The organism is Rhodococcus sp. 15-725-2-2b, assembly GCF_002259075.1.
Taxonomy (GTDB): Bacteria; Actinomycetota; Actinomycetes; order Mycobacteriales; family Mycobacteriaceae; genus Rhodococcoides.
In genome coordinates this window covers 95,441-120,037 of sequence record NZ_NPFL01000006.1, presented here as the reverse complement: position 1 = coordinate 120,037, position 24,597 = coordinate 95,441, and the positions used below count along the sequence as shown (strand labels likewise).

Here is a 24,597-nt window from a genome sequence, read left to right as displayed (position 1 = left end):
GTTGCGTACCGTCTCGCCTCGGGATTTCGCAAACGCGCGCGCGTTTGCGCAACGAACGGTCGGGCGAACTGGTACCCCCGTACCTGTATTCATCCACAGGTCCGTACTTGTGCACAGGTGGCTACTTTTCTTCTCGAGACGTCGCGCGCGTAGTCGAAACTCGCAGAATGAAGGATCACCGAATGGTGCGACGCTCGGAGGCGCTCGCCGATGGCCACGCCGATCACGAGTTGCGGGCGCTGTACGAACGCGGGGGCTGGGAGCGTCTGGTGAACGGCGTCTACGTTCCGTCGTCCAGGCTTGCCGGCCTTTCGGAGCAGGGACGTCATCGGCTGTTGATCGACGCCGTACTTCCGACAATTGCCGAGGGCAGCGCCCTCAGTCATCGATCTGCAGCACTGCTGTACGAATTACCCTTACCCGCAGGGGGATTCGACAAGGTGCACGTCACTCGACATCGCCGCGGCGGAGGTCGCGCGAACGCAGCGGTGATCGTACACTGTGCGCCGTGGGTGCCGTACGCGACCGTCGACGGAATTTCCGTGACCTCGCTGGCGCGGACGGTTGTCGACCTTGCTCGTACCGAGCCCCTTGTGTCGGCGGTGATTGCCGGTGACGCGGCTCTGAAGCGCTGCGATCCACAGGAGCTCGACGCGGAGTTGCAGCGTGCTCGGGGATGGAAAGGTGTGGCGCAGGCGCGGCGAGCCGTCTCTGTCATGGACGGGCGAAGCGAAAACCCTGGCGAATCTCAGAGTCGAATCATTCTGCGCGAGAACGGATTCGCTGTGGAGTCGCAGGTGGAGATCCTGGATCCGGATGGGCGGGCGCTGGCGCGAATCGACTGGCTGGTCAATGGCGTTGTTGTGTGCGAATTCGATGGTAAAGCCAAGTACACCAAGTACCTACGGGAGGATGAGAACCCCGGCGACGTAGTGTTCAGGGAGAAGGTGCGGGAGGACGCCGTACGCGATCTCGGCTATCCCGTGGTGCGCTGGACCTGGGCAGACCTGGCGAATCCGGCGGAGGTGGTGGCACGCGTTGCTCGAGCCGTGGAGCGGGCCGCTGCCCTGCCGCCACCGCGAGGGAGCGTGCGGAGTACGCCGACTGGCCGGCAAACGCGCGCGCTTTTACTGAACGCGCGCGAAATTGCCTGAGGATCCTGCAGAATTCGCGTGCATCTGACGAATGCGCGAGCGTTTGCGTCAGCCGGGACCCGTAACTCCGCAACCCGGACGAACGCGCGCGCGTTTGCGGCAGCCGGGACCCGCAACTGCGCAACCCTGACAAACGCGCGCGCTTTTGCTGAACGCGCGCGAAATTGCCTCAGGATCCTGCAGAATTCGCGTGCATCTGACGAATGCGCGCGCGTTTGCGGCAACCGGGCCCCACCCCACCATCCCCATCACATGGCAACGGCCGCACCCGAGAACAGGTGCGGCCGTTGACGATGTCAGGCAATCAGAATGCTGCTTCGTCGAGTTCCATGATGTCGTTGTCGATGTTGGTGAGGATTGCTCGGGTGGAGGTGAGCTGCGGGAGGATGTTCTTGGCGAAGAACGAGGCCACGGCGACCTTGCCTTCGTAGAACGCCTTGTCCTTGCCCTCTGCACCGTTGTCGAGTGCGGCGATGGCGATTTCGGACTGACGCAGCAGCAGCCAGCCGATGAGCAGGTCACCGAAGCCCATGAGGAAGCGCACCGATGCCAGGCCGACCTTGTACAGCTCGGTGGGCTGGTCCTGTGCGCCCATGAGGTGCTGGGTCATCGAGGTGACGATGGCCTGCACGTCTTCGAGTGCGGTGGCGAGCAGTGCGCGCTCGGCCTTGAGTCGGCCGTTGCCTGCTTCGCTGTCGATGAACGACTTGATCTGTCCGGCAACGTGAGCCAGCGCCACGCCGCGGTCGCGGGCGATCTTGCGGAAGAAGAAGTCCTGCGCCTGGATGGCGGTGGTTCCCTCGTACAGCGAGTCGATCTTGGCGTCACGGATGTACTGCTCGAGTGGGTAGTCCTGGAGGAAGCCGGAGCCGCCCAGGGTCTGAAGGGACTCCGCGAGTACCTGGTAGGCGATTTCGGAGCCGACGCCCTTGACGATGGGCAGCAGGAGGTCGTTGACGCGGTACGCGATGTCGGTGTCTGCGTCCGAGACCTGCTTGGCGGTGATCGGATCCTGGTGTGCGGCGGTGTAGAGGTACACCGCGCGCAGGCCCTCCGAGTACGCCTTCTGCATCATGAGGCTGCGACGCACGTCGGGGTGGTGGGTGATGGTGACGCGAGGGGCGGTCTTGTCGGTCATCTGCGTCAGGTCAGCGCCCTGGACGCGCTCCTTGGCGTACTCGAGTGCGTTGAGGTAGCCGGTGGAGAGAGTGCCGATTGCCTTGGTGCCGACCATCATTCGAGCGTGCTCGATGACGTCGAACATCTGCGCGATGCCCTTGTGGACCTCGCCGACGAGCCAGCCCTTGGCGGGGACGCCATGGCCACCGAAGGTGAGCTCGCAGGTGGCGGAGGCCTTGAGGCCCATCTTGTGCTCGACGCCGGTGACGAATGCGCCGTTGCGCTCGCCCAGTTCGCCCTTCTCGAAGTCGAAGAGGATGGACGGTACGAAGAACAGGCTCAGGCCCTTGGTGCCCGGTCCGGCACCCTCGGGACGCGCGAGTACGAGGTGGAAGATGTTCTCGAACAGGTCGTCGGAGACAGCCGAGGTGATGAAGCGCTTGACGCCTTCGATGTGCCACGAGCCGTCGTCCTGCTTGATGGCCTTGGTGCGGCCTGCGCCGACGTCGGATCCGGCGTCGGGCTCGGTGAGCACCATGGTGGCACCCCAGCCGCGCTCGACGATGACCTTGGCCCATTCCTTCTGCTCATCGGTTCCGTTGTGGAACAGGATGTTCGCGAAGCCGGGGCCTGCGGAGTACATGAATGCTGCGGGCTGCGAGCCGAGAAGCATCTCGTTGATGCCCCACAGGAGGTTGCGAGGGGCTGCCATGCCGCCGACTTCTTCGTCGAGGCCGACACGCCACCACTCACCGTCGTAGAGCGCCTTGAACGACTTCTTGAAGGAGTCGGGCAGCTTCAGGCTGTGGGTTTCGGGGTCGAACACGGGCGGGTTGCGGTCGGCGTCCGCGAAGGACTCGGCCAGCGGTCCCTCGGCCAGGCGAACGACCTCGCGCAGCATGTCGCGGGCAACTTCGCCGTCCATGTCGCCGAAGTTGTCGCCTTCGAGGGTCTCGTCGAGTCCGAAGAGCTCGAAGAGGTTGAACTCGAGGTCCCGAAGGTTGCTCTTGTAATGGCCCATTGCTCGTTCGCTCTCCAGTCGGTGGTGCGGTCTCGTAAGTACCGCCCAAGTTAGCTACTCGTCGGTAACATAGGGGATGTTACCCCCGATCCGCTGTGCTGCCAAGGGGAGACCTACTCGCCAGTAGCAGTGCGTCCACGGCTGTGCCCTCGCTCACGTCGCGGTAGCGGTTCTCGGCAGTGACGATGGTCAATCGCGAGTCGACGTCCGCCGTCAAATCCTCAGGTGTGTAAAGGATTTCGGATTCCTGTGGTCCACCGGTGCCGGTCTCGATGTTGTCGGTGTGGTGCCCGAGAATCATGAGGATTCCATCAGGTTTCAGCGCCGAAATTGCGGCGGACACGGCCGTGCGACGTGCCTCCGGGGGCAAGTGGAGGTACAACATGAGAACCAGGTCATAGTTCGGTTCGGTTGACAATTGCGTCACATCGGCGTGCACCCAGGTCAGGCGCTCGCGCACCGACCGAGGTGCCGAGGCGGCGACACGGCTGGCCCTGTCCAGTGCCGTAGAGGAGAAGTCGACGGCGTCGACGGTCCAGCCACGGGTGGCCAACCAGATGGCGTTTCGGCCCTGACCGGACGCGAGATCGAGTGCCCGACCACGTTTCAGCGTCGTCGCGACTTCCACCAGCGTTGCGTTCGGTGCCTCGCCGTACACGAGTTCTCGGCCTTCGTACTTGCGATCCCAGTCTGCGGCGTCCACCCGGGGAAGCCTAGTGGGGGTTCCTACAAGGTCGCGCGCAGCAGCAGAACGTTGTAGTTCTGGTAGACCGTCGCCAGGAAGTACAGGTCGCGGCCGGTCGAGTAGGGGTGGATGTACGGCGCGTAGATGGAGCTGACCTCGCGGGTGTCGACCAGAACCTCCGGCGCGCTCCACGGCCCGACGGGCGATGGCGAGCGTCGCAGCACGATCGAGTTGGCGTTGTCGGTGGTCAGCATCAGGTACTGACCGAGGGTCGCGTTGTACGCGACGGAGAGTTCACCGACGCCCCCGACGATGGGTGCGGCTGCCGCCGGGTCGCCCTTCTTCCAGTCCTGGCCGGTCCAGTACTCGTACTCGCCGAGCCTGGCGATGTCCTGCTCCTTGACGCGAGCCACGTGACCGAGATTGAAGCGGCCGGGCGGGGTGCCGTACTGGTAGACGTAGCCGCCGTCCTTCAGGTACGCGCTCTGCTGGAAGTTGCGATCGCCGCCGACGCTCGGCCGCTGGGTCTCGGGTAGCGCTGCCCAGTTCTCCCCGTTGTCGTTCGACACTGCCAGGCCGGAGAAGTTGGTTTCCCAGGTTCCTGCGGGTCCCCAGTTCTTCACCGACATCAGGTTCAGGTACTGGCTGTCGCCGACGGCCACGCCTGCTGTCGGGATTCGGCTGATCTCGACGAACGGAATCTTGGGGCTGGGGACGACCTCTTTGGTCTGGCCGATCGGGTCGAGTACGACGCTGTCGAAGTTCATGCCGTCGGCGAGGTTTCGGTCGTTGCTCCGCACGATGGCGTTGCTGCGCCACGACCACAGGCTGCCCTGCAGCAGGTTGGGTACTCCGAGTCCGGCGGTATCGCCGAAAGCCGTCAGTACCTCGCCGCGGCCGTTGTCCCACATGATGCCGAGGTCGGTGCCGATCATGTTGACGTTCTGGGTGTTGTTGGGGCTCGACATCCCGGTCACCTGAGCGACGGCTTGTGCGCGGCCGTTCAGTTGCGGCAGCCCGAACGTGCCGTTGAGGCCGGCGATGGGATTGACCGCGTTGGGATTGGCAAGTGCGTTGGGGCCGGTGACCAGCAGCGATGTGGCCACGGAAATGACGGCAACGGTCAACATTCTGGAACCCACGCGACTCACGACGTTCTCCCCATTTCGATTCTCTCCCCGACAACCGGGAAGAACCATATCAGCGGTTTGTTCGAGAGGTAATAAGACGAGGTATCCGCTGTTTCGGGAAATCGGGCGATTGCACCTCGGTGTCGTAATCTGGACAGCGTGAGTGATCTGCCCGATTCCCGGCTGGCGAGGGATTTGTCCGTCAGCGCGATGCGGCTGAATCGGAGACTCCGGCTGCGCCATTCCAGCGACAGATTGCCCGTCGCTCACCTGTCGATTCTGACGACGTTGCTCCGTGAGGGACCGATGACGACGGGCGAGTTGGCGGCGCGGGAGCGGATCAAGCCACCGTCGGTGTCCAGGTCGTCGCACGCCTTGGTCGAGTCGGGGCTGATATGCCGGGAGCCCCATCCGACGGATGGCAGGCAGGTGGTTCTGCGGTTGACCGATGCCGGGACTGCGACTGCGCGTCAGGAGGTCGCAGCTCGGGAGATCGCGCTCGCAGAGCAACTGGACGAGTTGACGCCGCAGCAGCGGGAGACACTGGCCGCGGCGGCCCGTATTCTGACGGAGATCGTCGAACGCGTCGACTGACCGTCAGTTCTCGTGGTGAACTTCGTGATCGAGAGCCTCGACGTCCCATTCGATGGTGGACCCCAATTCTTCGGAGTCGCCCCGGCGCACGACGCGGCCGAGGACGGTCGCGACGACTGTCGCGATCACCATCCATACGGCTACGCCTATCAACAACCCGGTCATGTCACACTTTCTAGCACCTGTGTCTGTGAAATCGCCGTGAAACGGTGGTTCGGATTTGTTGCGATTCGATATTGGTTGTTTACGGTCCGGCAATTCGGGCAGATCGAACGTGCTGTTCCACAACGGATGTGGAGATTTGGTGAAACCGGCCGAGCTCGGGTGGAAACAGACCTCTCGGAACGGATCGAAACCGGATCAATTACCCATTGCCATGACAGCAATACTGAATCTGCTGTTCGGTGCGCACAATTGTGCCACCGGGTCGAGATCGGACTCGAAGTCGACATCGCGCAATTCGGGGAGCATCGTGATCGACGCTCCTGCGGCGGTCAGAGCATCGAGCGTGTCGGTGCCCGTCGAGGGCGCAGACATGGGCACGTCGAGCAGGGACCGTGCCAGGTCGGGGTCACGCAGGCCCAGCGCCCACCAGCCACCGTCCTCGGCCGAGCCCAGTACGTCACTGCTGCCCAGTCGCGCCGCCGCGTCGGAGAGCAGTCGCGCCGTGACCTGGGGGGTGTCCATACCGATCTGCAGTACGGCACCGGAGGTGGCTGCGTCGGCGTGTGCATTCGCCAGTCGTTCGCCCAACCCGTCGCCGCGCTGTGCAATCACGGTGAACGACGCCAGAGCACGGGTGAGTTCGTCCGCGCGGGCCGCGTCGGCGAGGGAGCCGGTGAGGGCCACGACACGGCGGTCGACGTCGGCGGCCGCAACGGCGTCGAGGGTGTCCAGCAGCGAGGCTGCGGCCAGCTCGGCGGCAGCTTCGTCGCCGATCGTGGCGGCGAGGCGTGTCTTTGCCAGCCCGGGAACGGGGGCTTTGGCGACGACGAGAGCGGTGACGGTCACGAGAGCACCTTCCAGAAATCTCGCACGGCGACGATCGTCCCCTTCACCGAGCCGGAGACCTTGGACGTACCTGCTGTCCGTGGCCGGTAGACCACGTCGTGTTCGACGACGGTCCAGCCGGCTTCGGCCGCCAGTACGAGCAACTGCAGCGGGTAGCCCGAGCGTCGGTCGGTGACGTCCAGGTCGAGCAGTGCCTGACGGCGTACTGCGCGGATCGCTCCCAGGTCGTGCACTGGCAGCTTGTACTTGGTGCGAAGTCGAAGTGCGAGAACGGCATTGCCGATCCTGGCGTGCAGGGGCGAGCTTCCCCTGTCCGGTCGGCGGCGACCGACGGCGAGGTCCGCGTGATCCAGGGCCGCCACGAGGGTCGGTAGGTCGAGTGGATCCATCGAACCGTCACCGTCGAGGACGCAGACGATGTCGGTGTCGGCCGCGACGACGCCTGCATGAACTGCTGCACCGTAACCGGGCGCCGATTCGGAGACCACCGTTGCTCCGTGGGCAGCGGCGACGGCGGCGGTGGCGTCGGTCGAGTTGTTGTCCACCACGATCGTCAGGTAGCCCGCCGGGACCGAATCGAGCACTGCCGGAAGCGATTCGGCCTCGTTCATGCAGGGGATGACGACTGTGACGGACTTCGGTTCAGACACGGGGCGGTCCCGTGCCTTCGGCGTCGCGCAGCGGTGCGTCGGCGAAGGCGGTGAGACCGTCCCTCGGCATGATCGTCGCGCGGAATCCCAGGGTCTGTTCGGCCAACGCGGAACTGGCGACGATGTGCCGTACGTCGCCCGCCCTGTAGCGTCCGGTGATCTCGGGCGTCGGCCCGCCGCGTGCGTCGGCGAGGATTGTGGCGACCTCACCGATGGTGATCGGTTGTCCCGAGCAGACATTGAGGGCGGTGAAGCCGTCCAGCTCCGCCTCGATCGATGCGATGTTCGCGGCCGCCACGTCGTGCACGTGCACGAAATCGCGGGCCTGCTTGCCGTCCTCGTAGACCGTCGGGGCCCGACCGAGCTCGAGCGAAGACCGGAACATCGCCGCCACACCGGAGTACGGGGTGTTTCGCGGCATGTGCGGTCCGTACACGTTGTGGTACCGCAGTGCGATCACCGAGCCGCCCGTGGCGACCGCCCATGCGGAGGCGTAGTTCTCCTGTGCCAGCTTGCTCGCGGCGTAGGTACTTCTGGGCTCGAGCGTCGAATCCTCCTCGACCAGAAGCCAATCGAGAGGCTCGCCTGATATCGGGTCGCGATTGTCGAACAGTCCCGCGTCGAGGTCGGCTCGGGTGCGGGGCCGAGGAATCACCGTCTCACCGGACGAGTTGAGATACCGCCCTTCGCCGTAGACGACCATCGACGACGCGAGAACCAGGCGCGAACACCCCGCCTCGTACATTGCCGCGAGCAGAACCGCCGTCCCGTAGTCGTTGTGACTGGCGTAGGCCGGGGCATCTGCGGCATCGACGCCCGCTCCGACGACTGCGGCCTGGTGACACACGACGTCCACCCCGCGCAATACGTCGACGAGCGAGTCCTTGTCGCGCACATCGAGATCGATGATCCCGTCGGCTCGCGCTCCTGGGCCGTGAGCCGACTCCAGCATGGCGTCGACGGCGACGATCTCGAGATCGGAATCGCGGGCGGCGTCGAGAATGTGGCCACCGATGAATCCGGCTGCGCCGGTGAGCAGTACCCGCGTCATGGCAGTTCGATCGGCAGCGTGAGGCCGGTGTGCACTCGACACGTCGGGCAGTCACCGGTGGGAGCGTCGCGGACGGCCGAGCGCACCAGTGCTTTGAGCGGCTCGATGTTCTTCTGGAATTCGGCGAACACGTCCACTGCCTTGACGCCCTGGCCGGACTCGATGCCTGCGTCGAGGTCGGTCACCAATGCGATCGGCGCGTAGCAGAGTTCGAGTTCGCGAGCCAGGACCGCCTCGGGGTGGCCGGTCATGTTCACCAGCGTCCAACCCTGGCGGGCGAACCATTGGCTCTCGGCGCGCGTGGAGAACCGAGGACCTTCGACGACGACCATGACGCCGCCGTCGATCGCCGAGTCCTGGACAGCGGACTTCCTCAACGTGGGGCAGTAGGGGTCTGCGAATTCGACGTGTATTCCGCCTTCGTCGAAGTAGGTCTGCGCACGCCCGGAGGTTCGGTCGACGAGTTGATCGGGGATCACGACTGTCCCCGGACCGTATTCGGACACCAGGGATCCGACCGCGCAGGGGGCGAACACTCGGCTCACCCCGAGCATCCGCAGCGCCCACATGTTGGCGCGATACGGCAACGTGTGCGGTGAGTACTCGTGATTCCGGCCGTGTCTGGGCAGAAACGCGACTCGCCGACCTTCGACCTCACCCAACGTGATCGGGGCGCTCGGAGCGCCGTAGGGGGTGTCGAGCACGACCTCCTCGGCATCGTCGGCGAAGAACGAATAGAAGCCGCTGCCGCCGATGACGGCTATCTCGGCCCGTCCCTTCGCGTCGTTGTTCATCTGCTCATCCTCCATCACCGTCGGTCGATATGCTGGTCCGAAGTCGTGGTCGCCTCGAGTCCGCAGGGAGAAAAGACTATCCGTTACTGGAGAGAAGCCGTCGCCGGCACGTTGGCCGTCGTGCTCGTCGTGGTCGCGTTCATCGTTCCGTACCTGGGCAACGAACTCGTCACTCCCATCATCAACAGAACTCCGCAGCAGGTGCGTGATTTCGCCGATGCGGCACCGCTGTTCGGCTTCCGTGAGATTCACGTGGGATGGGGGACTCCCGTCGCCGTTCTGATCGCCGTGGCCACCGTGTTGTGGGGGCCGACGGTGGCACGTCGACTGTCGTGGACGCGACTGCTGTTCCTCGTGTGGGGTGCGTCGGCGGCCTGGACGATGTCGCTGGCGATGGTGGACGGTTGGAAGCGCGGCTTCGTCGACCGGCTGGCGTCGACGGACGAGTACCTGCACGAGGTGCCCGGTGTCACCGACATTCCGGCCACGCTCCGCGGGTTCTCCGAGCGGATCCTGGACTACCAGGCCGATTCGTGGACGACGCATGTGTCGGGTCATCCACCGGGCGCATTGCTCACCTTCGTGTGGCTCGATCGTCTCGGCCTCGGCGGTGGAGCCTGGGCGGCGACGCTGTGCGTGCTGGTCGGTACGAGTGCCGCCGTCGCGCTGGTGCTGACACTGAAGGTGCTCGGTGACGAGAACATCGCGCGGCGTGCAGCACCGTTCGTGGCGATCGCCCCGGCGGCGATCTGGATCGCCGTCTCGGCGGATGCGTTCTATGCCGGTGTTGCCGCGTGGGGCGTTGCGCTGCTGGCGATCTCCACGAAGCGGTACCTGTGGCCGGCGTCGATCGGTGCTGGAGTGCTGCTCGGTTTCGGTATCTACCTCAACTACGGGCTGGTGCTGATGGGCCTGCCTGCGGTCGCGGTGTTGATTGCCGGGCGGAGGATTCTGCCGTTGGTGGGCGCGCTGATCGGTGCACTGATCGTCGCGGGGATCTTCACGGCGTACGGATTCTGGTGGTACGACGGCTACTTGCTGGTGCAGGAGCGCTACTACCAGGGCATCGCGAAGGACCGTCCGTTCGAGTACTGGGGTTGGGCGAATTTCGCGGCGTTGTTCTGTGCGCTGGGTGTTGCTGTGCCCGCGGCGTTCCCGCGGATTCTCACCCGGCTCGAACCGATCAATCTGTTGGTGATCGGCGGTGTCGCTGCGGTGGTGATGGCGGATCTGAGTCAGTTGAGCAAGGCCGAGACCGAGAGAATCTGGTTGCCCTTCGCGATGTGGATGCTGATCGCGCCCGCTGTGTTGCCGATCAGGACGCATCGCTTCTGGTTGGCGCTGCAGGTGATCGGTGCATTGGCGATCAATCATCTGCTGTTCACGAACTGGTGAGCGGAGCCAGCGTCATCTGAGCGAACCAGCGCCCGTCGATCGGTGCCACGTCGACCACTCGAAGGCCGGCGGCATTGGCGAGATCCGCTGTGGCGTCGGCGCTGACGCTCGACCAGGCGAACCAATCACCGACCATGGTGTCGGTTTCCCACCGAACGGTGCGGTGACGAATTCCTGTGTCGCTGGGCGCATCCACTTCCGCGATGACGGCTCCGTGGGGTGCGAGCAGGTCGGCCGCCCGGCGGAGCAGACGCACCGGGTCGCCCCCGATGCCGATGTTGCCGTCCGCGAGGAGGACACACGACCAGTTGCCGGTGTCGGGCAGTGGCTCGAACAGGTCGCGGAGAACGGCGTTGCCGCCGCGCCCGATGGTCAGATCGACTGCTGTTCGGGATGTGTCGACACCGAGTGCCGAGACGCCGCGTCGCGCAAGTGCTTCGGTGAGTCGACCCGGCCCGCAGCCGAGATCGATGGTGGGGCCGGTACATCGGCTGAGCATGGCGTGATCCGCGCGGCGATCCTCGGCTGACGAGGCGCTGCCGCCCATCCACCGCGCGGTGGGAAGTTGCTCCCTGCTGCCGTCGGAATCGCCTATCCAGCAGGGTAGTCCGGCTGCTGCGCGGTTGAAGAGTGTATCGGCGGTGACGCTCATGCTCGGCTCCGTACGAGAGTCCATCGGATGAAGTAGGCGGCGGCGCTCACGGTGAACAACACCGCGGTCAGCGCGAGCCAACGTCCGAGAATGGGTTCCTGGGTCAAACCGGTTGCGGCCCGATAGGATTCCGCACCCTGGGAGAGTATCCCGGGGAAGAACATCAGAAACGTCAGTGCTGTCCCGAGAGCGGGAACGCGAACGTAGTTCACCGGTGACACGGCCAGGTGGCGGCTCGGAATGCTGGTGAGGAGCCGATCGGCCAGTGAGTAGAGCGGGAACAGTACTGCGTCGTGCAGCAGTACCGATCCGAAGAACCACACGAGAACGGATTTCCACCACACGTCGCTGTTCCACAGAGTCTGCGGCCCTGCGAGTGTGACGACGTAGCCGACGAGGGCGAACGAGAGCAGCAGACCGACCGCATGCAGCGGGTGCCCGCCGTAGATCTTCGTGAACGCTCTCATCGGTCGGCTCCTGGTCCTGCGATGCAAACACCCGTGCGCGAGAGCCACCGCCGTCGACGGTGACGCCTCGCGCACGGGGTCAGGAAACTGTTATGCAGCGGTGTTGATGGTGATGGTCGCAACGCCCACGAGCAGTCCCGGGGTCACAGCATCGGTGTTGAAGGTGCTGTTGAGCAGTCCGGCAGCGGTCTCCGAGATCTTCACCTGGGTGCCCTGCAGGATTGCAGTGTTGTCGGGTCCGGTAGCGAGCGGCTGCAGGGTGCGGCCGTCGAGATCGAACAGCACTGCGTCTGCGGCTGCTTCTTCGCCGTTGACCAAGACGTCACCGGTGAGGAGCGACGTGCCCGGGTCGATGTCGAAGTTGGTGAGCTCGACGACGGTCTCGCCTGCGGTCAGCGAAAGGCCGCTGCCGTCGTGGTTGATCTCGCCCTGGACGTAGGGATCGACGGTGCCGGGCTCCCAGTACTTGACGTCTCCGCCGGTGATCGGGAAGCGGATGGATCCGTCTGCGAGAGTGGCGGTTCCGACGACACCGGGCGTGAGGCCCAGGGTGGTCAGTGCACCGGTGAAGCCGGGATCGAGCGCTACTGCGGTGTCGACACCGGTGAGGTTGTCGACCTCGGCTGCGGGCTCGGGGGTGCTCTCCACTGCTTCTGCTGCCGAAGAGGTGGCTGCGTCGACGGTGTCGGACGCTTCCTCGCTGGAGCATGCGGCAAGCGGGACGATGGTGAGTGCACCGATTGCGGTGGCGGCCAAAGCTTTACGAACAGTGAACATGTCGGTCAACCTTCCGTGCTCGTCTCTCGAGCGTTGTGGGTCATTCGGCGCTGCTTGCCGAGCGGATGGGTTCCATCTCGATCCCCTGCAAGGGAGCGTGTCCACCTGTTACCCGACAAACCGGACTGCCAAACCGGAAATTTTCCGAAGGTTCACTCGCGGATCAACGAAGGATCAAGTCCGCTGCTCGTTCGCCGATCACCACCGACGGCGCGTGCGTGTGTCCGCGGATGATGCTCGGCATGATCGACGCGTCGGCGACGCGAAGGCGGTCGACGCCCCGTACCCGCAACTCGGCATCGACGACACTGTCGGCGTCGTTGCCCATACGGGCAGTGCCCACGGGGTGATACAGCGTGTGCGCATTCTGCTCGAGAGCCTCGGTGAGCAGGTCCGCCGGGGAGATGTTCGACGCCACCCTGGGGCGTACGACGTCGCCGAGCAGTCCCTTCAGAGCGGGTGTTTCGGAGATCGCGATGCATGCCCGAAGGCCTTCGATCATCGCCCGGCGGTCGAGGCCCTCCGGATCGCCCAGGTAGTGCGGTTCGACGATGGGCTTGGCCGTCGGGTCGGACGACCGGAGGGTGATCTCGCCGCGGCTCTCCGGTTTGAGGAGCACCGTTCCGATGACGGCGGCATGGGAGTCCTGCGCGATGAGTCCCTCGTCGAAGAAGGGTGCCGGGCCGAAGATGACTTCGAGATCGGGCAGGGCGAGGTCCTCGCGGCTCTTGACGAAACCGTAGGCCTCGGCGACGTTGGAGGTCAGCATGCCGCGTCGGCGTGCGAGGTAGTTGACCAGCTCCGGGATCTTCTCGGCGTGGAAGAGCGAGTCGGTTTCGGTCTTCCAGCCGATGAGTGCGGCCAGATGGTCGATCAGGTTCTGTCCGACTCCGGGTGAGTGATGCCGGACGGCGATGCCGTGCGACTTCAGCTGTTCCTGGTCGCCGATGCCCGAGAGCATCAGCAGTTGCGGGGTGTTGATCGCTCCGCCGGACAGTACGACTTCTCTGCGTGCACGAACGGTGTGTACTGCGCCGCCCGAGGTGTATTCGACGCCCACCGCGGCACTGCCCTCGAAGAGGACGCGAGTGGCCTGCGCATCGGTGAGGATGGTGAGGTTCTTGCGCTTCTTCGCCGGTCGTAGGTACGCATCGGCGGTGCTCCACCGTGCGCCGCGTTTCTGGTTGACCATCGTGCGGCTGAAGCCCCTGGGTTCGGGCAGGTTGGCCGTCTCCACCGGATAACCGGCCTCCTCGACGGCGTCGAGGAAGGACGACGTCAGGGCACGGGGACTGCGCTGGTGCGAAACGACGAGCGGGCCGTCCGTACCGGAGTCGAGTTCGGTTGTGCCCTCGATGTTCTCGATCTTGCGGAAGTAGCCGACGAGGTTGCGGAACGACCAGGAGTCGTCGGAGACGGCCGCCCAGTCGTCGTAGTCTGCGGCGAATCCGCGCACCCACATCATGGCATTCATGGACGACGAGCCACCGAGCATCTTGCCGCGCGGCCAGTAGATGCTGCGATCACGCAGTTCCGGTTGCGGTTCGGTGAGGTAGTCCCAATCGACCTCGCTGCGAAAGAGTTTGGAGAATGCAGCGGGAATGTGGGCGAACTTGTTCTTGTCCTCGGGGCCGGCCTCGAGCAGGATCACCTCGTTGCGTGGGTCTGCGCTGAGGCGATTGGCCACCACCGCGCCTGCCGAACCTGCGCCCACCACGATGTAGTCGGCCGTCGTGCGCTGAGAGCTCATGATTGTCCTTCGATCGTCGTCGACGCTGGGTTCTACCCGCGCAGGGCGGAGGCGAAAATTGCCGGCAGCTTGGACCAGGACGGTGCGCCCGCGAATGCGGTGAGCAGCTTGCCGGTCGATGCTGCGGTCTTGTTGGTGACGAACCACGGTGGCTTCGGCGAGATGGAGAGTTCGCCGTTGACCAGCGAGCGCGGCAGTGGCCGGAAAGGCCCGCGCACCACTGTTCGCTCGGCCCCGTCGATCAGTAATGCGTTGTGCACGACGCCGATTCCGCTCTGCACGTCGTCGACGGTGTGGCCGGGGAATGCGCCCCAGGTGGCCGCTGCGGTGAGGAATCCGATGGCCGTCCAGGCGTTGACGGCGATGGTGCCGTACCGGAGGTCGGCGAGCATGGTGTCGAACTTCTCCCCGAGTCCCTTGATGGTGCCGGGGGTGCCGATGATGTTGATGCCGAGTGTTCCGGTGAATTCCTCGTTCGCGGCCTGTACCGCCTTGGCGGCGAATGCTGCTCCGCTGTAAGGCAATTCGATGATCCCCATGACCGGTGCGAAGTACTCGGTCTGCAGCAGTGGTGCGTATTCGCCTGGGTTCAGATCGGTGATGAGCACGCGGCCGCCGCGTTCACCGAGGCGTTCGGCGGACGGGTAGGTGGCGGTGGCGTCGGACACTCGCTTGTCGCTGCCGGGGTAGTAGGGCGTTCGTGCCGGAGCGCGGTCGAGGGCGGCGCGCAGGGCGGCGACGAATTGGTCGCGCTGCTTCCATTCCGAGGACAGTACGACGACCTGCGAAGCGACACAGTTGTATCCACTGTTGTGCAGGCGTTGGGTGGCGATGTGTTCGGCCTGGAACTCGATGTCGGCACGGCTCCACTCACCGGGCAGAACGATGGTGGGCGAGACTCCGCCGAGTTCGCTGGAGATCTCCTTGGTGAGGATCGGGTCGTTGGCTGCCTTGCGCGCAGCTCCGTCCGGGCCGGGACCGAAGACGATCGCGTCGTGCGTGATGGCGCTGCCGGTCATGTGGACGTGGTCGACGGACGAGTGCTGGACCAGGTAGGTGCCCACGTCGGCTCCTCCGGTGAGCAGACGCAGTGCGCCGATGTCGACGAGCGGGGCGAGGATCTTCTCGAACACGGGCAGCAGCGGATCCATGATGGGGTTGAGCTTGAGTGCGACGACCCGGTTGAACGCGATCAGTTCGTACAACGCGTCCAGCGGCGCGATCGAGGTGATGTTGCCTGCGCCGAGAACCACTCCGATGCCTGCGGTGCGGGTGGGGTCGAGCTGGGCGAGACCCGCGGTCCGCTGTGCGGTCGCACGGTCGATTCCGGGCTTCAGCCACACCTCGGCGCTGAACCCGTTGAGCAGGAGTCGCTCGAAGATGTTGAGGGGCAGCACCGACACCGTCGTGCGCCCACCGGGTGCCGTTCCGAACTTCGCACCGGCCAGTGGGCTGGTGCCTGCTTCGAGCGCCGCGAGTGTGTGCGCCACGGTGCCGAGTCCGTTGAGGAACGAGTACGGACCCGACAGCCATTCCTCTCCGACGAGGCTGGACGAGGCGTCGAGTCCCTTGATCGACGTTGCCGCCGTCACCCACTCCTGCGCGTGAGCTGTGGTCAGTGCATGCACACGTTCGAGGAGCGCTCGGCGTTCGGCCAGGGTGAGGCGTTCCCAGTTCTTCTCTCCCGCGGACAGATCGGCGAGTGCGGAGTCGACTGCCTCGGTGGGTCCCGTCGTCGGTACGGATTGCAGGTGTGGGGTGACGTCGCTGGTCAACTTCTCGGCTCCACTCGTCGTTCGGGTACACGGCTTCACTGTGATTGTGGTCGCACTCGGGCGCGGGACGCTATGGGCCGGGGGCCTCAATCGGATGCGACAGTTTGTGCCACCGCACAATTTCGCTGTGGCGTGGCTTACACGGGTACGGCTAGAGTTCGGTCATGACCGCGACCGAGTTCGATGTGCATCCGTCACCGACCGATCTGGCCGCGACGATGCTCGACGGCGTCGACGATCTCGCGACCGAGCTGGTGCGACGCATCCTGGGGGCCGAGCACGCCTACCTCGAATCGACGCTGCTCACCACCGAGCAGCTCTACGAGGCGTCGCGGAGCAATCTGGCCTCGATGTTGGGCAAGCTGTCCGGTCGTGCTCCCATGCGGCTCGAGTCGGCGCGGGACGCGGGCCGGCTCAAGGCCGAGCAGGGGGTACCGCTGGCTGCCCTGCTGCACGCCTTTCGGCTGGGCGGCAGGTTGGTCTGGGACGAGTTGATGGAACGCTCGGACGGCCGCGCGAGTCATGCGCTGCTGGACATGGCCGCTCAGGTCTGGGCGTTGGTCGACGTGTACTCCGACGAGGCAGCGGAAGCCTATCGAGAGAGCGCCGACATGCGTGCGCGCGAAAGCGCCGAAGCTCGTGGACGTCTCATCCGTGTGCTCTTCGCCGATCACGGCGCGAATCCGACTGCGGCGGCGGACGCGTTGCGAACGTTCCGCATTCCCGACCACGGCTACTTCGCGGTGGTCTCGCAGGAGCCGTTGACCGCAGCGATGGGGATCGACGGATTGATCGCCCGCCTCCGTACCGCGGGTGCCGAATCGGTGTGGGACGCCGAGGTGGACGGTACCGTCGGGCTCATCTGTGCCGCAACGGAATCGGAGATCGACTCCGCTGTGGTCACGCTGAGCGAGCTGTGTCCGGGGCGGGTCGGGGTGAGCTCGGTGTTCCGGTCGCCGTCGGGTATCGGTGACGCCGTCGGCCAGGCCCGGCTGGCGCGGTCGTGCACCTCGGGCGAGGCATCACCGCCCGCACCGGTGCGCTACGACTCGGTGCCGGTGCCGCTGCTGCTGGTCCGCGATCCGAAATCGGGCCGGATCGCCTCCCGTCAGATACTCGGCGATCTGCTGGCGTTGCCGCGAGCCGAACGGCAGAGCCTGCTCGATACTCTCGACGCCTGGTTCTCCTGCGGCGGTTCCACCCGCGATGCCGCCGAATCGCTGCACTACCACCGGAACACGGTGTTGTATCGGCTACGTCGAATCGCCGAGCTCACCGGTCGCGACTTTCGTGATCCGATCCAGGCCGCCGAACTGTACGTCGGGCTCAGGGCGTATCAGCTCCTGACCTGAGGATCAGTGGCTGGCGAGGACGACGTCGAGGATTCCGGCTCCCAGCGGCACCGGTACGCAGGTCGGGGGACGCGCGTTCGCCGGGTCGAGGGCGTTGAGCGCCAGCCGCAGCGCGGTGGGATCGTAGGTGAACGTGAAGTGCGCTACCTCGGTATCGGGGCACACGTCCTGCACCACGATGTTGTGCGCTCCCGGATCTCGAAGCAGCGCATTGGTGTACGGCTGAATCACTTCGTCGACCCGTGTTGCGATGGAGGTGTACTCCACCCCGGGCACGGTGTCGCCGCCGGCGTTGAGCCGATCGAGAAAGTCGGATCCGGCCATCAGTTGGGCGAGGCCAGGACCGAATTCGCTTGCCAGGACACCGGTTGCACCCGGCACCGCCTGCACGACGGGCGCTACTCCGTACATGGTGCCGCCGTACGTCGGCGATGCGATTCCCACCCATCGATCGACGACGTCGGCGCCGCCCAGTCTGTTGACGAAGTATCGAGCCACCGCGGCACCCTGGGAGTAGCCGACCACGTCGACTGCGGCGGCACCGGTTGCCTGGAGTATCGACGACGTCATCGCCTTCAGTTGCGCTGCACTGTCTTCGATGACGCCGTACCCGTTGGATCTGCCGTCCGGCGACGTGCCGTAGTTGATGGCGAAGACACAGAAGCCTGCTGCTTTCAGGATCGGCGCGAAGCCTGCCCAGTCGGCGTACGCGGTGGCATCGGTGCCGTGCACCAGGACGACAGGATTCGGGTGGGCTGCGGTGGGTGTGCAGCTCATGTCGTTGGCTCCGGGCGGGGCGGCGTCGCGGTTCGATGCCGAGTAGCGGATGGCATCGGCGTGGTCGGGTTGCTCGGGGGCGGCGGCGATGGGCATCACGGGCCCGGCGTGTGCGGAAGGCGCAAGCAGTGCGGTGGCAGCGGCGATGACGAGGGTGATCAGACTCCGCCGTGGCCCGCGCATGAACAGACGATATTCCCCTGACTGTGGAATGTCCCTATGACGAGACGACGTCGCTGAGAAAAGTCACAAGAATTGTTCTGCCGTCGAAACCGTGCCGATTGCGCACACCGCACGGGGCCCAGCCGTGGTGGCTGGGCCCCGTGTGGACAGGAAGTGCTGCTCTGCAGGTCAGAGGCGACTCACGCGTAGCCAGTCGACACTCATCGTCTGCGGGTACGGCGTGCTGTTCGGTGTCTTGCCGACCCAGTTGTTGCCGACGGCGACGTTGAAGAGGATGTAGTGCGGCCACGAGCCCGAGAACGCTTTCCAGTTGCCGCCCTTCGCCTCGTACTGGGCCTGGGTGAGGGAGAACCGAGCGACTCCGTCGACGAACCAGGTGATGCTGTTGGGCAACCAGTCGATTCGGTATGTGTGGAATCCGTTGTTGACCGGATTCATACTTCCGCCGGTCTTCGTATCTTGATTGGAGTTCCACTTGGAGGGGCCGTGCAAATTGAATGACGGCCCGTACAGCCCGGGAATTTCGACGATGTCCACTTCCCCTTGGCTGGGCCATGAATATTCGCCACCGGGTTGGAGACCGAGGGTCCAGAATGCGGGTAGCAGACCCTGGGCGCTCGGCATTTTGATCGATGCTTCGATGCGCACCGGCGGCGTCACCGATTGCTTGCCCATGCTGACCACGCGGGCGCTGGTGAAGTTGTACGGTGCCCGCTTGCGGTCGGGTGCGTTCTCCCGACGCGCGGTGATGTTCAGTGAGCCGTTGAACTGGTTGGCGTTGTTCCAGGAATCTGTATAGTACTGCTGCTCACCGGAACTCGCGCCCCAGCGGCCGGTCTGAAATCCCCATTTGGCGGGGTCGGGTCCACCGTATCCGTTGAATTGATCCTCCCACAGAAGGGTTCCGGCTCCGCCTTGGGTTCTCGGAGGTGTGGCCAGTGACGGGGCGGCGGTCGCCGACGAGACGGCCACGGCCATCGTCGTCAGGGTGACCGCGACAATTGTCGAAAGTGATCGCATGAGGGGGATTCCTGTCAGGTCATTTGTCGGTGAAAAGATGTCGACATTTGATTTCTAGCACGGCGAAGAAGGCGGAAGAAGTTTCTTCGGAAATGCAGGAATTCTTGCGAATACAATGAATGAATTCGCACATGCTACCGGTCGGTAGCAAGGGTATCGACCAATATTGAGCGGTGGTCGGTTTGTTTCAGGAGTGACCGCAGTGACTGTGCAGCGTCTGTGAGTTCAGCGATACGGACGAGACGGGAGCAAATCGGATGGGCAGGAGTGGAGCCTGCAGGAACGACCAGGATGGGCAGGAGTGGAGCCTGCAGGAACGACCGGGATGGGCAGGAGTGGAGCCTGCAGGAGGACGGCCCGAGGTGGGCGGTCGGTGGAGCCGGTGACGGGAATCGAACCCGCCTCTCAACCTTGGGAAGGTCGCGTTCTACCAATGAACTACACCGGCGTGTGGTGCGGATGTCAGGTTATCAGGATGGTCAGATGTCGATGCGCACGCCGTGGAGGAGTTCGAGTGCGTCGTCGGCCGGCACCGGTTTGGAGAACAGGTATCCCTGCGCGCGGGTGCATCCCAGTTCGATCAGGGTTCTTCTGGCGCTCTGTGTTTCGACGCCTTCGGCGATGATGGTCAGCCCGAAGGCGCGGGCGAGTCCGATGATGGACTGAACGATCGCGAGGTCGCCGGTGTTCTCGTTGCCGAGGTCGGTGACGAAGGCACGGTCGATCTTGAGTGCGTCGACGGGGAGTTCCTTGAGGTGTGACAGGGAGCTGTATCCGGTGCCGAAGTCGTCTATCGCCACTTGCACGCCGAGTTCGTGGAGTTCGCTCAGTGTCACGCGGGTGCGGGAAAGGTCCTGTACCACTGCCACTTCGGTGATCTCGAGGCACAGGTCGGGCCCGGCTATCGAGAATTCCGTGAGTGCTCTGGCGACGGCACTGACGAATCCGTTGGTGACGAGTTGGACGGGGGAGATGTTGACGCGCATCGCGATGTCGAGGTGGGGGATCTCGCGTTGCCAGTCGGCGAGGGTGCGGCAGGCGTGGTCGAGGACCCAGCGACCGAGTTCACCGGCGAGGTTGGTCTCCTCGGCAACCGGAATGAATGCGGACGGGGGGAGCAGTCCGCGGGTGGGGTGTTGCCATCGGACCAAGGCTTCGACCGCGGTGATGCGTCCGGTCACCAGGTCCACCTCGGGTTGGAAGTGCAGGGTGAGCGAGTCGCCCGCGATGGCTTCGCGCAGGTGGATCTCGACGTCGTTGCGGAGTTCGGCGTCGGCGTGCATCTCTTCGGTGAACAGGGCGATGTCGTGGCCGCCTGCGCGTTTGGCCACCAGGGCGGCCTGATCTGCCTGCCGCAGAAGCGACTCGGCGGTGTGCTTGCCGGGCTGGCCGAAGGCGATTCCGATGCTCGCGCTTCTGCTGATGCGTTCGACTCCGAGGGTGACGGGGGCGTTCACGGCTTCGGCGATCATCTCGGCGTGGTGTGTTGCGACGCGGGCCGAGCACGGCCCGGCCAGTACCACCAGGAACTCGTCGCCGCCCAGGCGTGCGACGAGACCGGCCGACCTGCCGACGAAGCTCTGCAGTCGATCGGCGATGGTCTCGAGGTAGTGGTCTCCGGCCAGGTGGCCCAGAAAATCGTTCAGTGCTTTGAGTCGATCGAGATCGATGTGCATCACGGCGACGGGGCCGGGCATGGACGGGTCGAGTCGTTCGCGGAGGTGTTGTGCGAGAGCCGTGCGGTTCGGCAGTTTGGTCAGCGGGTCGTGCTGTGCCGAGAATCGGAGTTGCTCCTCGGCGATCACCCGTGCCTGCAGTTGAGAGAGCAGTGCCGCAATTGCTTTGAGCGCGTTGAGTTCTGCCTCGGACCAGCTTCGGTCACCGATCTTGATGAAGCCGAGGATGCCGGTGGTGCGTTCGGAGTGCAGCAGTGGCACGACGGCCATCGAGGTCGCGGAGAATCCCGACCCCTGCTCGACGCGTCGACGGTAGTCCTCCTGTTCCGGATCCGGCCGAAACACTGCCGGTTCGGTCAGTGTCTCGGCCAGGCGGAATACCGAGTCTGCGTCGTCGAAGTAGACCACAGCCAGTGGATCCGGATCGGGCACGCTCAGTCGCGGTGGCCATTCCGCGGTGAGTCTGGTGGCCCTGGCCTCGAAGTCGTTGTGTCGGAGGAAGCTGAAGTCGATGCCGAGGTAGTCCACGAGTTGCCGCAGCACGGATTCGTAGGCCTCGCGCACCGTCGCCGCATCGACTCCCATGAGTTCGGTCGCGACGCCGGTGACGAGGACCTCGAGCGTCCGTTTGTGCTCCAGGGCCCTACTCCCGCCTCTCGTAGACTCAGTGCAGGACTGTTCCCCCTGGTCTTCGCCGGAACTCTACCCCGATACAGACGCTGAAACAGGAAGTCTGCGACTATGTATGGCTGTTTTCGGGGCGCAACTGAGCCGCAACACCAGTGCAACGGATTCGGTGCTTTCCATTTCAAGCAGTGCGCGGAACCGAAAACTCAACTGCTGCAATGCTTCTGCGTGGTGCGTCGACAGTTGCCGATACTCCTCCGCGCTTCGGGCGTAGAGGAACGCAGGGGAAACCGGTTGCACCGCCAATCCACGCAAATGCGCAGTTACCCATACGTTCTCTGTTGCACATCCTCCTCTGATGTAATGTTCCGCGGTCGATCCGGGTACGACCACCACGGCAAGTGCCGAACTCGACAGCACTCGATCCCGCATATCGGTCCCCAGTGCCGCGCCGGCGTCCCAGACTTGCACGAGCTCCATGACGTCCGGCCGCTTGACGATCTCCAGCTTGGACAGGTCTGCGTCGTCGATCCCCAGAGTCGATACCTCGATGCCCCGATCGGGATCGAGATCACCCGGCCAACGCAACTCGGAGAACATGTCTCGATGCAGGTGCGGTGTGAGGTACCGAATGCGATCCGCGGCGGCGAGGACATCCGCGGCCGCGGCAATGGATTCGGGTGTCGTCAGCAGCACTGCCCGTCCACCTTCTGCGGCCGCTGCAGCGGCGATGTCGGCGGCGATGTCCGCGTCCAACGGCGCGCCGGTACCCAACTCCCGGTTGGTGCACCGCTCGAGAACGCCGTCGAGCAGGCGTCGATCGGTGATGGGTTGTGGGTCGCCCGCGCCCAGCGTGATCTCGACTCCGTTCTCGCCGTAGTCGGTGCGGTCGAGCCTGCCCTGCGCGGTGGCCACCACTCGGGCGTTGAAGGCGGCTGCACCGACGGCGACGCAACTGCCGCGGAAGGCGATGTCGAGCGTCGAGGTTCGTGAACGATCGACTTCGATCCGCACGGTGCGTCCGTCGCGGGTGAAGGTCCACGGCTGACTGTTTCCACCGGACGGCGCTCGACGGGCAGCCTCGAGAACGAGCGCGTCGGGATCGACGCAGGCCCGTCGGGCGTCGACGGCGGTATCGACCGAGGTCTCCTGCACCCGACGCGTCGGGTTCGGGGGCACGAGCGCATCGAGATGGGTGTCGAGGTCGATGCGGATTCGTCCGGACGGCAGGTGCGCTCCGGTGCCGAGGCGTCGAACGGCTGCGGCGATGGTGGCACCGCCGAGTTGAACGTCGCCCCCCAGTTGCGGCCAGGTCTCGATGGTTTCGCTCACTTCCACCATCGAAGCGGCCATGCGCGCCGAGAGCAGCGAGGCGTCGAGCTGATCGAGAACGATCGGGATCTTGTCGCGCGTGCCGAGCCCTCGCAGACTCGCAGAGTCGATCTCGCCGAGCACGCCGTGGAACACCGGGCGTTCGGGCTCGAGGTCGAAGCGTTCGACGTCGAGAAGCCCTCGGTCGGAGGTCTCCATCAGTACCGGGATGCGTCGCGACCGGGCCGCCTCGCGGGCCCGGACTTTGACATCGAGGGAGTCGCATTCCTCGACGAGGAGGTCCAGTCCGTCGAAGAACTCGTCGATGGTGTTCTCGGTGATTCCGTCCTCGGCGATTTCGACGCGTAGGTACGGGTCGATTTCGGCAATGCGTCGGGCAGCGACGACCGCTTTGTTGACGCCGAGATCGAGGATGGACGCGGGAATTCTATTGAGGTTGGAAAGTTCGATCTCGTCGAAATCGGCGAGGCGAAGCGTCCCGCAGATTCCTTCGAGTGCGAGGGTGTGGGCAATGGCATGTCCGACGCTGAGCCCGATGATTCCTATCGTGAGATCTCCTAAAGAATTCTGTTCCGCGAGAGTTATCTTGTTTCGGTTTCTGTCGAGCCTCAGGTGTCGGAACGAGTTCGGTCCGAGTACCGCGACGACGGTTTTCCGCCATGGAAAGAAGACCCACCTGTCGTTTTCGTCGAGAAGGCTCTGCTCAGGGCTGGGAAGAAGTGAGAGGAGGCCTTTTCTCTGCGTCTTCCTCTCGTCCAGAAATGTGAGGGTCGGATCGCGTCTGAGTTCGTCGAGAGCGGCGCGCTGTGTGGCGTCCGTCTCGTCGAATATCACAGGCTTCCAGTGGTGGCCGGGTAGGTGTTGATCGTTCATGATGCGACTGCTTCCGGGAGTTCGGCGGCTGCGCGGCGGTGCGCGAGCAGGGTGACGGTGTTCTGCCGCATCCGGCGCCAGGTGGCCAGATCGGCGTTGAATGCGAGTGTGGTTCTGTCCCACCAGAACACCTCGGTTCGATAGCGCTCGTCGGGGTAGGGGATCGGTGCGATCTGGGTGGCGATGACCGCTCCGGTGTCGAGCCATGCGGCGCGCACGTGGGATGCCGCGGTGGCCAACGCGTAGCGCGCGCCGAGAAGCGCGGTGCTGTAGGCGGGTGATTCCGCGATCATCGCGGTGACGGCCCGGCCGTGGGGTGCGCCCTGAGCGACCCACGCAGATTTGAGTTCGACGACTCCGTGGCCGATGCGTTCGTCGAGCATGGTGTGCACGCGCCGGAGCCCGTCGGGGTACTCGGCGAATTCGATCAGTGCGTGAGATTGATCGACCGAGGAATACGGTCCTTGCACTCGTACTCCACCGACTATTTGCCCGGTTCGGTCGAGTGCGGCGAAGAACAGTGAGGTGGTGCTGCCGTCGCGAATGGTCGACATTTCGAGTGCGGTGGTCACACCGTGTCGCATATAGCTTTCCTCTGCGCCGTCCAGGAATTGTTCCCACAAGGTCGGATTCTCGGCGGGAGTGGTGGCCAGAACGAGGCATTGTGATCTGTCGTCCCAGTACGAGGGGACGTCGAACGGAATTGTCATTTCACTCTTCCTGATAGGAGTT

22 protein-coding genes and 1 tRNA gene are annotated in these 24,597 nt (G+C 64.6%); 4 read left to right on the top strand and 19 right to left on the bottom strand.

Going from position 1 to position 24,597, the window contains the following annotated elements; all coding sequences use genetic code 11:
• Positions 1-167: 167 nt before the first annotated feature.
• Positions 168-1,154, top strand: coding sequence for a hypothetical protein (locus CH306_RS06350; RefSeq protein ID WP_094646045.1), 987 nt, complete (start codon positions 168-170; stop codon positions 1,152-1,154).
• A gap of 304 nt (positions 1,155-1,458) precedes the next feature.
• Here CH306_RS06350 and CH306_RS06345 read toward each other — a convergent pair whose 3' ends face one another.
• The 3 genes from CH306_RS06345 to CH306_RS06335 all read right to left on the bottom strand — a co-directional run bounded on the left by CH306_RS06345 (position 1,459) and on the right by CH306_RS06335 (position 5,109).
• Positions 1,459-3,294, bottom strand: coding sequence for an acyl-CoA dehydrogenase (locus CH306_RS06345; RefSeq protein ID WP_032396636.1), 1,836 nt, complete (start codon positions 3,292-3,294; stop codon positions 1,459-1,461).
• A gap of 79 nt (positions 3,295-3,373) precedes the next feature.
• Positions 3,374-3,997: a class I SAM-dependent methyltransferase gene (locus CH306_RS06340; protein WP_094646044.1), complete on the bottom strand. Its 624-nt coding sequence runs from the start codon at positions 3,995-3,997 to the stop codon at positions 3,374-3,376.
• A gap of 23 nt (positions 3,998-4,020) precedes the next feature.
• Positions 4,021-5,109, bottom strand: a complete 1,089-nt coding sequence (locus tag CH306_RS06335) for a DUF4185 domain-containing protein (RefSeq protein WP_094646401.1) — start codon at positions 5,107-5,109, stop codon at positions 4,021-4,023.
• A 159-nt stretch (positions 5,110-5,268) separates the two neighbouring features.
• Here CH306_RS06335 and CH306_RS06330 point away from each other — a divergent pair, with 159 nt between their 5' ends.
• Positions 5,269-5,703 (top strand): MarR family winged helix-turn-helix transcriptional regulator, encoded by a 435-nt coding sequence (locus CH306_RS06330; protein ID WP_094646043.1) that lies wholly within the window; start codon positions 5,269-5,271, stop codon positions 5,701-5,703.
• Positions 5,704-5,706: 3 nt separating this feature from the next.
• Here the strand turns inward: CH306_RS06330 and CH306_RS28995 are convergent, their stop codons facing one another.
• The 5 genes from CH306_RS28995 to CH306_RS06310 all read right to left on the bottom strand — a co-directional run bounded on the left by CH306_RS28995 (position 5,707) and on the right by CH306_RS06310 (position 9,209).
• Positions 5,707-5,868 (bottom strand): hypothetical protein, encoded by a 162-nt coding sequence (locus CH306_RS28995; protein ID WP_179272787.1) that lies wholly within the window; start codon positions 5,866-5,868, stop codon positions 5,707-5,709.
• Positions 5,869-6,063: 195 nt separating this feature from the next.
• Positions 6,064-6,714 (bottom strand): TIGR04282 family arsenosugar biosynthesis glycosyltransferase, encoded by a 651-nt coding sequence (locus CH306_RS06325; RefSeq protein ID WP_094646042.1) that lies wholly within the window; start codon positions 6,712-6,714, stop codon positions 6,064-6,066.
• On the bottom strand, positions 6,711-7,364 hold the full coding sequence (locus CH306_RS06320; protein WP_094646041.1) for a glycosyltransferase: 654 nt from the start codon (positions 7,362-7,364) through the stop codon (positions 6,711-6,713). Before CH306_RS06320 ends, CH306_RS06325 begins: the two co-directional genes overlap by 4 nt.
• Positions 7,357-8,415, bottom strand: a complete 1,059-nt coding sequence (locus CH306_RS06315; protein WP_045197241.1) for an NAD-dependent epimerase/dehydratase family protein — start codon at positions 8,413-8,415, stop codon at positions 7,357-7,359. Before CH306_RS06315 ends, CH306_RS06320 begins: the two co-directional genes overlap by 8 nt.
• A complete protein-coding gene (locus tag CH306_RS06310) occupies positions 8,412-9,209 on the bottom strand; it encodes an S-methyl-5'-thioadenosine phosphorylase (protein WP_032397237.1) in 798 nt (265 codons plus the stop codon). Before CH306_RS06310 ends, CH306_RS06315 begins: the two co-directional genes overlap by 4 nt.
• A 45-nt stretch (positions 9,210-9,254) precedes the next feature.
• On the opposite strand from CH306_RS06310, the gene CH306_RS06305 reads away from it, so the two are divergent.
• A complete protein-coding gene (locus CH306_RS06305) occupies positions 9,255-10,604 on the top strand; it encodes a hypothetical protein (protein WP_094646040.1) in 1,350 nt (449 codons plus the stop codon).
• Here CH306_RS06305 and CH306_RS06300 read toward each other — a convergent pair.
• The 5 genes from CH306_RS06300 to CH306_RS06280 form a co-directional block, all read right to left on the bottom strand.
• Positions 10,591-11,256, bottom strand: a complete 666-nt coding sequence (locus tag CH306_RS06300; RefSeq protein WP_094630529.1) for a methyltransferase domain-containing protein — start codon at positions 11,254-11,256, stop codon at positions 10,591-10,593. The two genes, CH306_RS06305 and CH306_RS06300, sit on opposite strands and share 14 nt — an antisense overlap.
• Positions 11,253-11,723 carry a hypothetical protein gene (locus tag CH306_RS06295; protein WP_094646039.1) on the bottom strand — a complete coding sequence of 157 codons (471 nt, stop codon included), beginning with the start codon at positions 11,721-11,723 and terminating at the stop codon, positions 11,253-11,255. The genes CH306_RS06300 and CH306_RS06295 overlap by 4 nt, the downstream gene beginning before the upstream one ends.
• A gap of 90 nt (positions 11,724-11,813) precedes the next feature.
• Positions 11,814-12,500, bottom strand: coding sequence for a hypothetical protein (locus tag CH306_RS06290; protein ID WP_045197236.1), 687 nt, complete (start codon positions 12,498-12,500; stop codon positions 11,814-11,816).
• 163 nt (positions 12,501-12,663) lie between these two features.
• On the bottom strand, positions 12,664-14,250 hold the full coding sequence (locus CH306_RS06285; protein WP_032396627.1) for a GMC family oxidoreductase: 1,587 nt from the start codon (positions 14,248-14,250) through the stop codon (positions 12,664-12,666).
• Between the two features lie 32 nt (positions 14,251-14,282).
• Positions 14,283-16,001: an aldehyde dehydrogenase family protein gene (locus tag CH306_RS06280; protein ID WP_045200508.1), complete on the bottom strand. Its 1,719-nt coding sequence runs from the start codon at positions 15,999-16,001 to the stop codon at positions 14,283-14,285.
• Positions 16,002-16,189: 188 nt separating this feature from the next.
• On the opposite strand from CH306_RS06280, the gene CH306_RS06275 reads away from it, so the two are divergent.
• Positions 16,190-17,377, top strand: coding sequence for a PucR family transcriptional regulator (locus CH306_RS06275; RefSeq protein WP_032396626.1), 1,188 nt, complete (start codon positions 16,190-16,192; stop codon positions 17,375-17,377).
• 3 nt (positions 17,378-17,380) lie between these two features.
• Here the strand turns inward: CH306_RS06275 and CH306_RS06270 are convergent, their stop codons facing one another.
• From CH306_RS06270 to CH306_RS06245, 6 genes are all read right to left on the bottom strand, one after another.
• Entirely contained in the window at positions 17,381-18,337 is a 957-nt protein-coding gene (locus CH306_RS06270) for an esterase/lipase family protein (RefSeq protein ID WP_094646038.1), read from the bottom strand.
• 168 nt (positions 18,338-18,505) lie between these two features.
• Positions 18,506-19,357: a glycoside hydrolase family 16 protein gene (locus tag CH306_RS06265; protein WP_032396624.1), complete on the bottom strand. Its 852-nt coding sequence runs from the start codon at positions 19,355-19,357 to the stop codon at positions 18,506-18,508.
• 374 nt (positions 19,358-19,731) lie between these two features.
• Positions 19,732-19,805 (bottom strand) — tRNA-Gly (locus CH306_RS06260).
• A 31-nt stretch (positions 19,806-19,836) separates the two neighbouring features.
• Positions 19,837-21,618, bottom strand: a complete 1,782-nt coding sequence (locus CH306_RS06255; RefSeq protein ID WP_094646037.1) for a putative bifunctional diguanylate cyclase/phosphodiesterase — start codon at positions 21,616-21,618, stop codon at positions 19,837-19,839.
• A 117-nt stretch (positions 21,619-21,735) separates the two neighbouring features.
• Positions 21,736-23,865 (bottom strand): Rv1355c family protein, encoded by a 2,130-nt coding sequence (locus CH306_RS06250; protein WP_094646036.1) that lies wholly within the window; start codon positions 23,863-23,865, stop codon positions 21,736-21,738.
• Positions 23,862-24,575 (bottom strand): hypothetical protein, encoded by a 714-nt coding sequence (locus tag CH306_RS06245; protein WP_052049869.1) that lies wholly within the window; start codon positions 24,573-24,575, stop codon positions 23,862-23,864. Before CH306_RS06245 ends, CH306_RS06250 begins: the two co-directional genes overlap by 4 nt.
• Between the last annotated feature and the right edge of the window lie 22 nt (positions 24,576-24,597).

Excerpts from the sequence above, each read along its gene's own strand:
- CH306_RS06275 (WP_032396626.1), top strand. The coding sequence starts at position 16,190 with ATGACCGCGACCGAGTTCGATGTGCATCCGTCACCGACCGATCTGGCC.
- CH306_RS28995 (WP_179272787.1), bottom strand. The coding sequence starts at position 5,868 with ATGACCGGGTTGTTGATAGGCGTAGCCGTATGGATGGTGATCGCGACA.
- CH306_RS06300 (WP_094630529.1), bottom strand. The coding sequence starts at position 11,256 with ATGAGCGTCACCGCCGATACACTCTTCAACCGCGCAGCAGCCGGACTA.
- CH306_RS06255 (WP_094646037.1), bottom strand. The coding sequence starts at position 21,618 with ATGGGAGTCGATGCGGCGACGGTGCGCGAGGCCTACGAATCCGTGCTG.
- CH306_RS06350 (WP_094646045.1), top strand. The coding sequence starts at position 168 with ATGAAGGATCACCGAATGGTGCGACGCTCGGAGGCGCTCGCCGATGGC.
- CH306_RS06315 (WP_045197241.1), bottom strand. The coding sequence starts at position 8,415 with ATGACGCGGGTACTGCTCACCGGCGCAGCCGGATTCATCGGTGGCCAC.
- CH306_RS06290 (WP_045197236.1), bottom strand. The coding sequence starts at position 12,500 with ATGTTCACTGTTCGTAAAGCTTTGGCCGCCACCGCAATCGGTGCACTC.
- CH306_RS06295 (WP_094646039.1), bottom strand. The coding sequence starts at position 11,723 with ATGAGAGCGTTCACGAAGATCTACGGCGGGCACCCGCTGCATGCGGTC.
- CH306_RS06270 (WP_094646038.1), bottom strand. The coding sequence starts at position 18,337 with ATGCGCGGGCCACGGCGGAGTCTGATCACCCTCGTCATCGCCGCTGCC.
- CH306_RS06285 (WP_032396627.1), bottom strand. The coding sequence starts at position 14,250 with ATGAGCTCTCAGCGCACGACGGCCGACTACATCGTGGTGGGCGCAGGT.
- CH306_RS06335 (WP_094646401.1), bottom strand. The coding sequence starts at position 5,109 with ATGTTGACCGTTGCCGTCATTTCCGTGGCCACATCGCTGCTGGTCACC.
- CH306_RS06345 (WP_032396636.1), bottom strand. The coding sequence starts at position 3,294 with ATGGGCCATTACAAGAGCAACCTTCGGGACCTCGAGTTCAACCTCTTC.
- CH306_RS06245 (WP_052049869.1), bottom strand. The coding sequence starts at position 24,575 with ATGACAATTCCGTTCGACGTCCCCTCGTACTGGGACGACAGATCACAA.
- CH306_RS06265 (WP_032396624.1), bottom strand. The coding sequence starts at position 19,357 with ATGCGATCACTTTCGACAATTGTCGCGGTCACCCTGACGACGATGGCC.
- CH306_RS06250 (WP_094646036.1), bottom strand. The coding sequence starts at position 23,865 with ATGAACGATCAACACCTACCCGGCCACCACTGGAAGCCTGTGATATTC.
- CH306_RS06310 (WP_032397237.1), bottom strand. The coding sequence starts at position 9,209 with ATGAACAACGACGCGAAGGGACGGGCCGAGATAGCCGTCATCGGCGGC.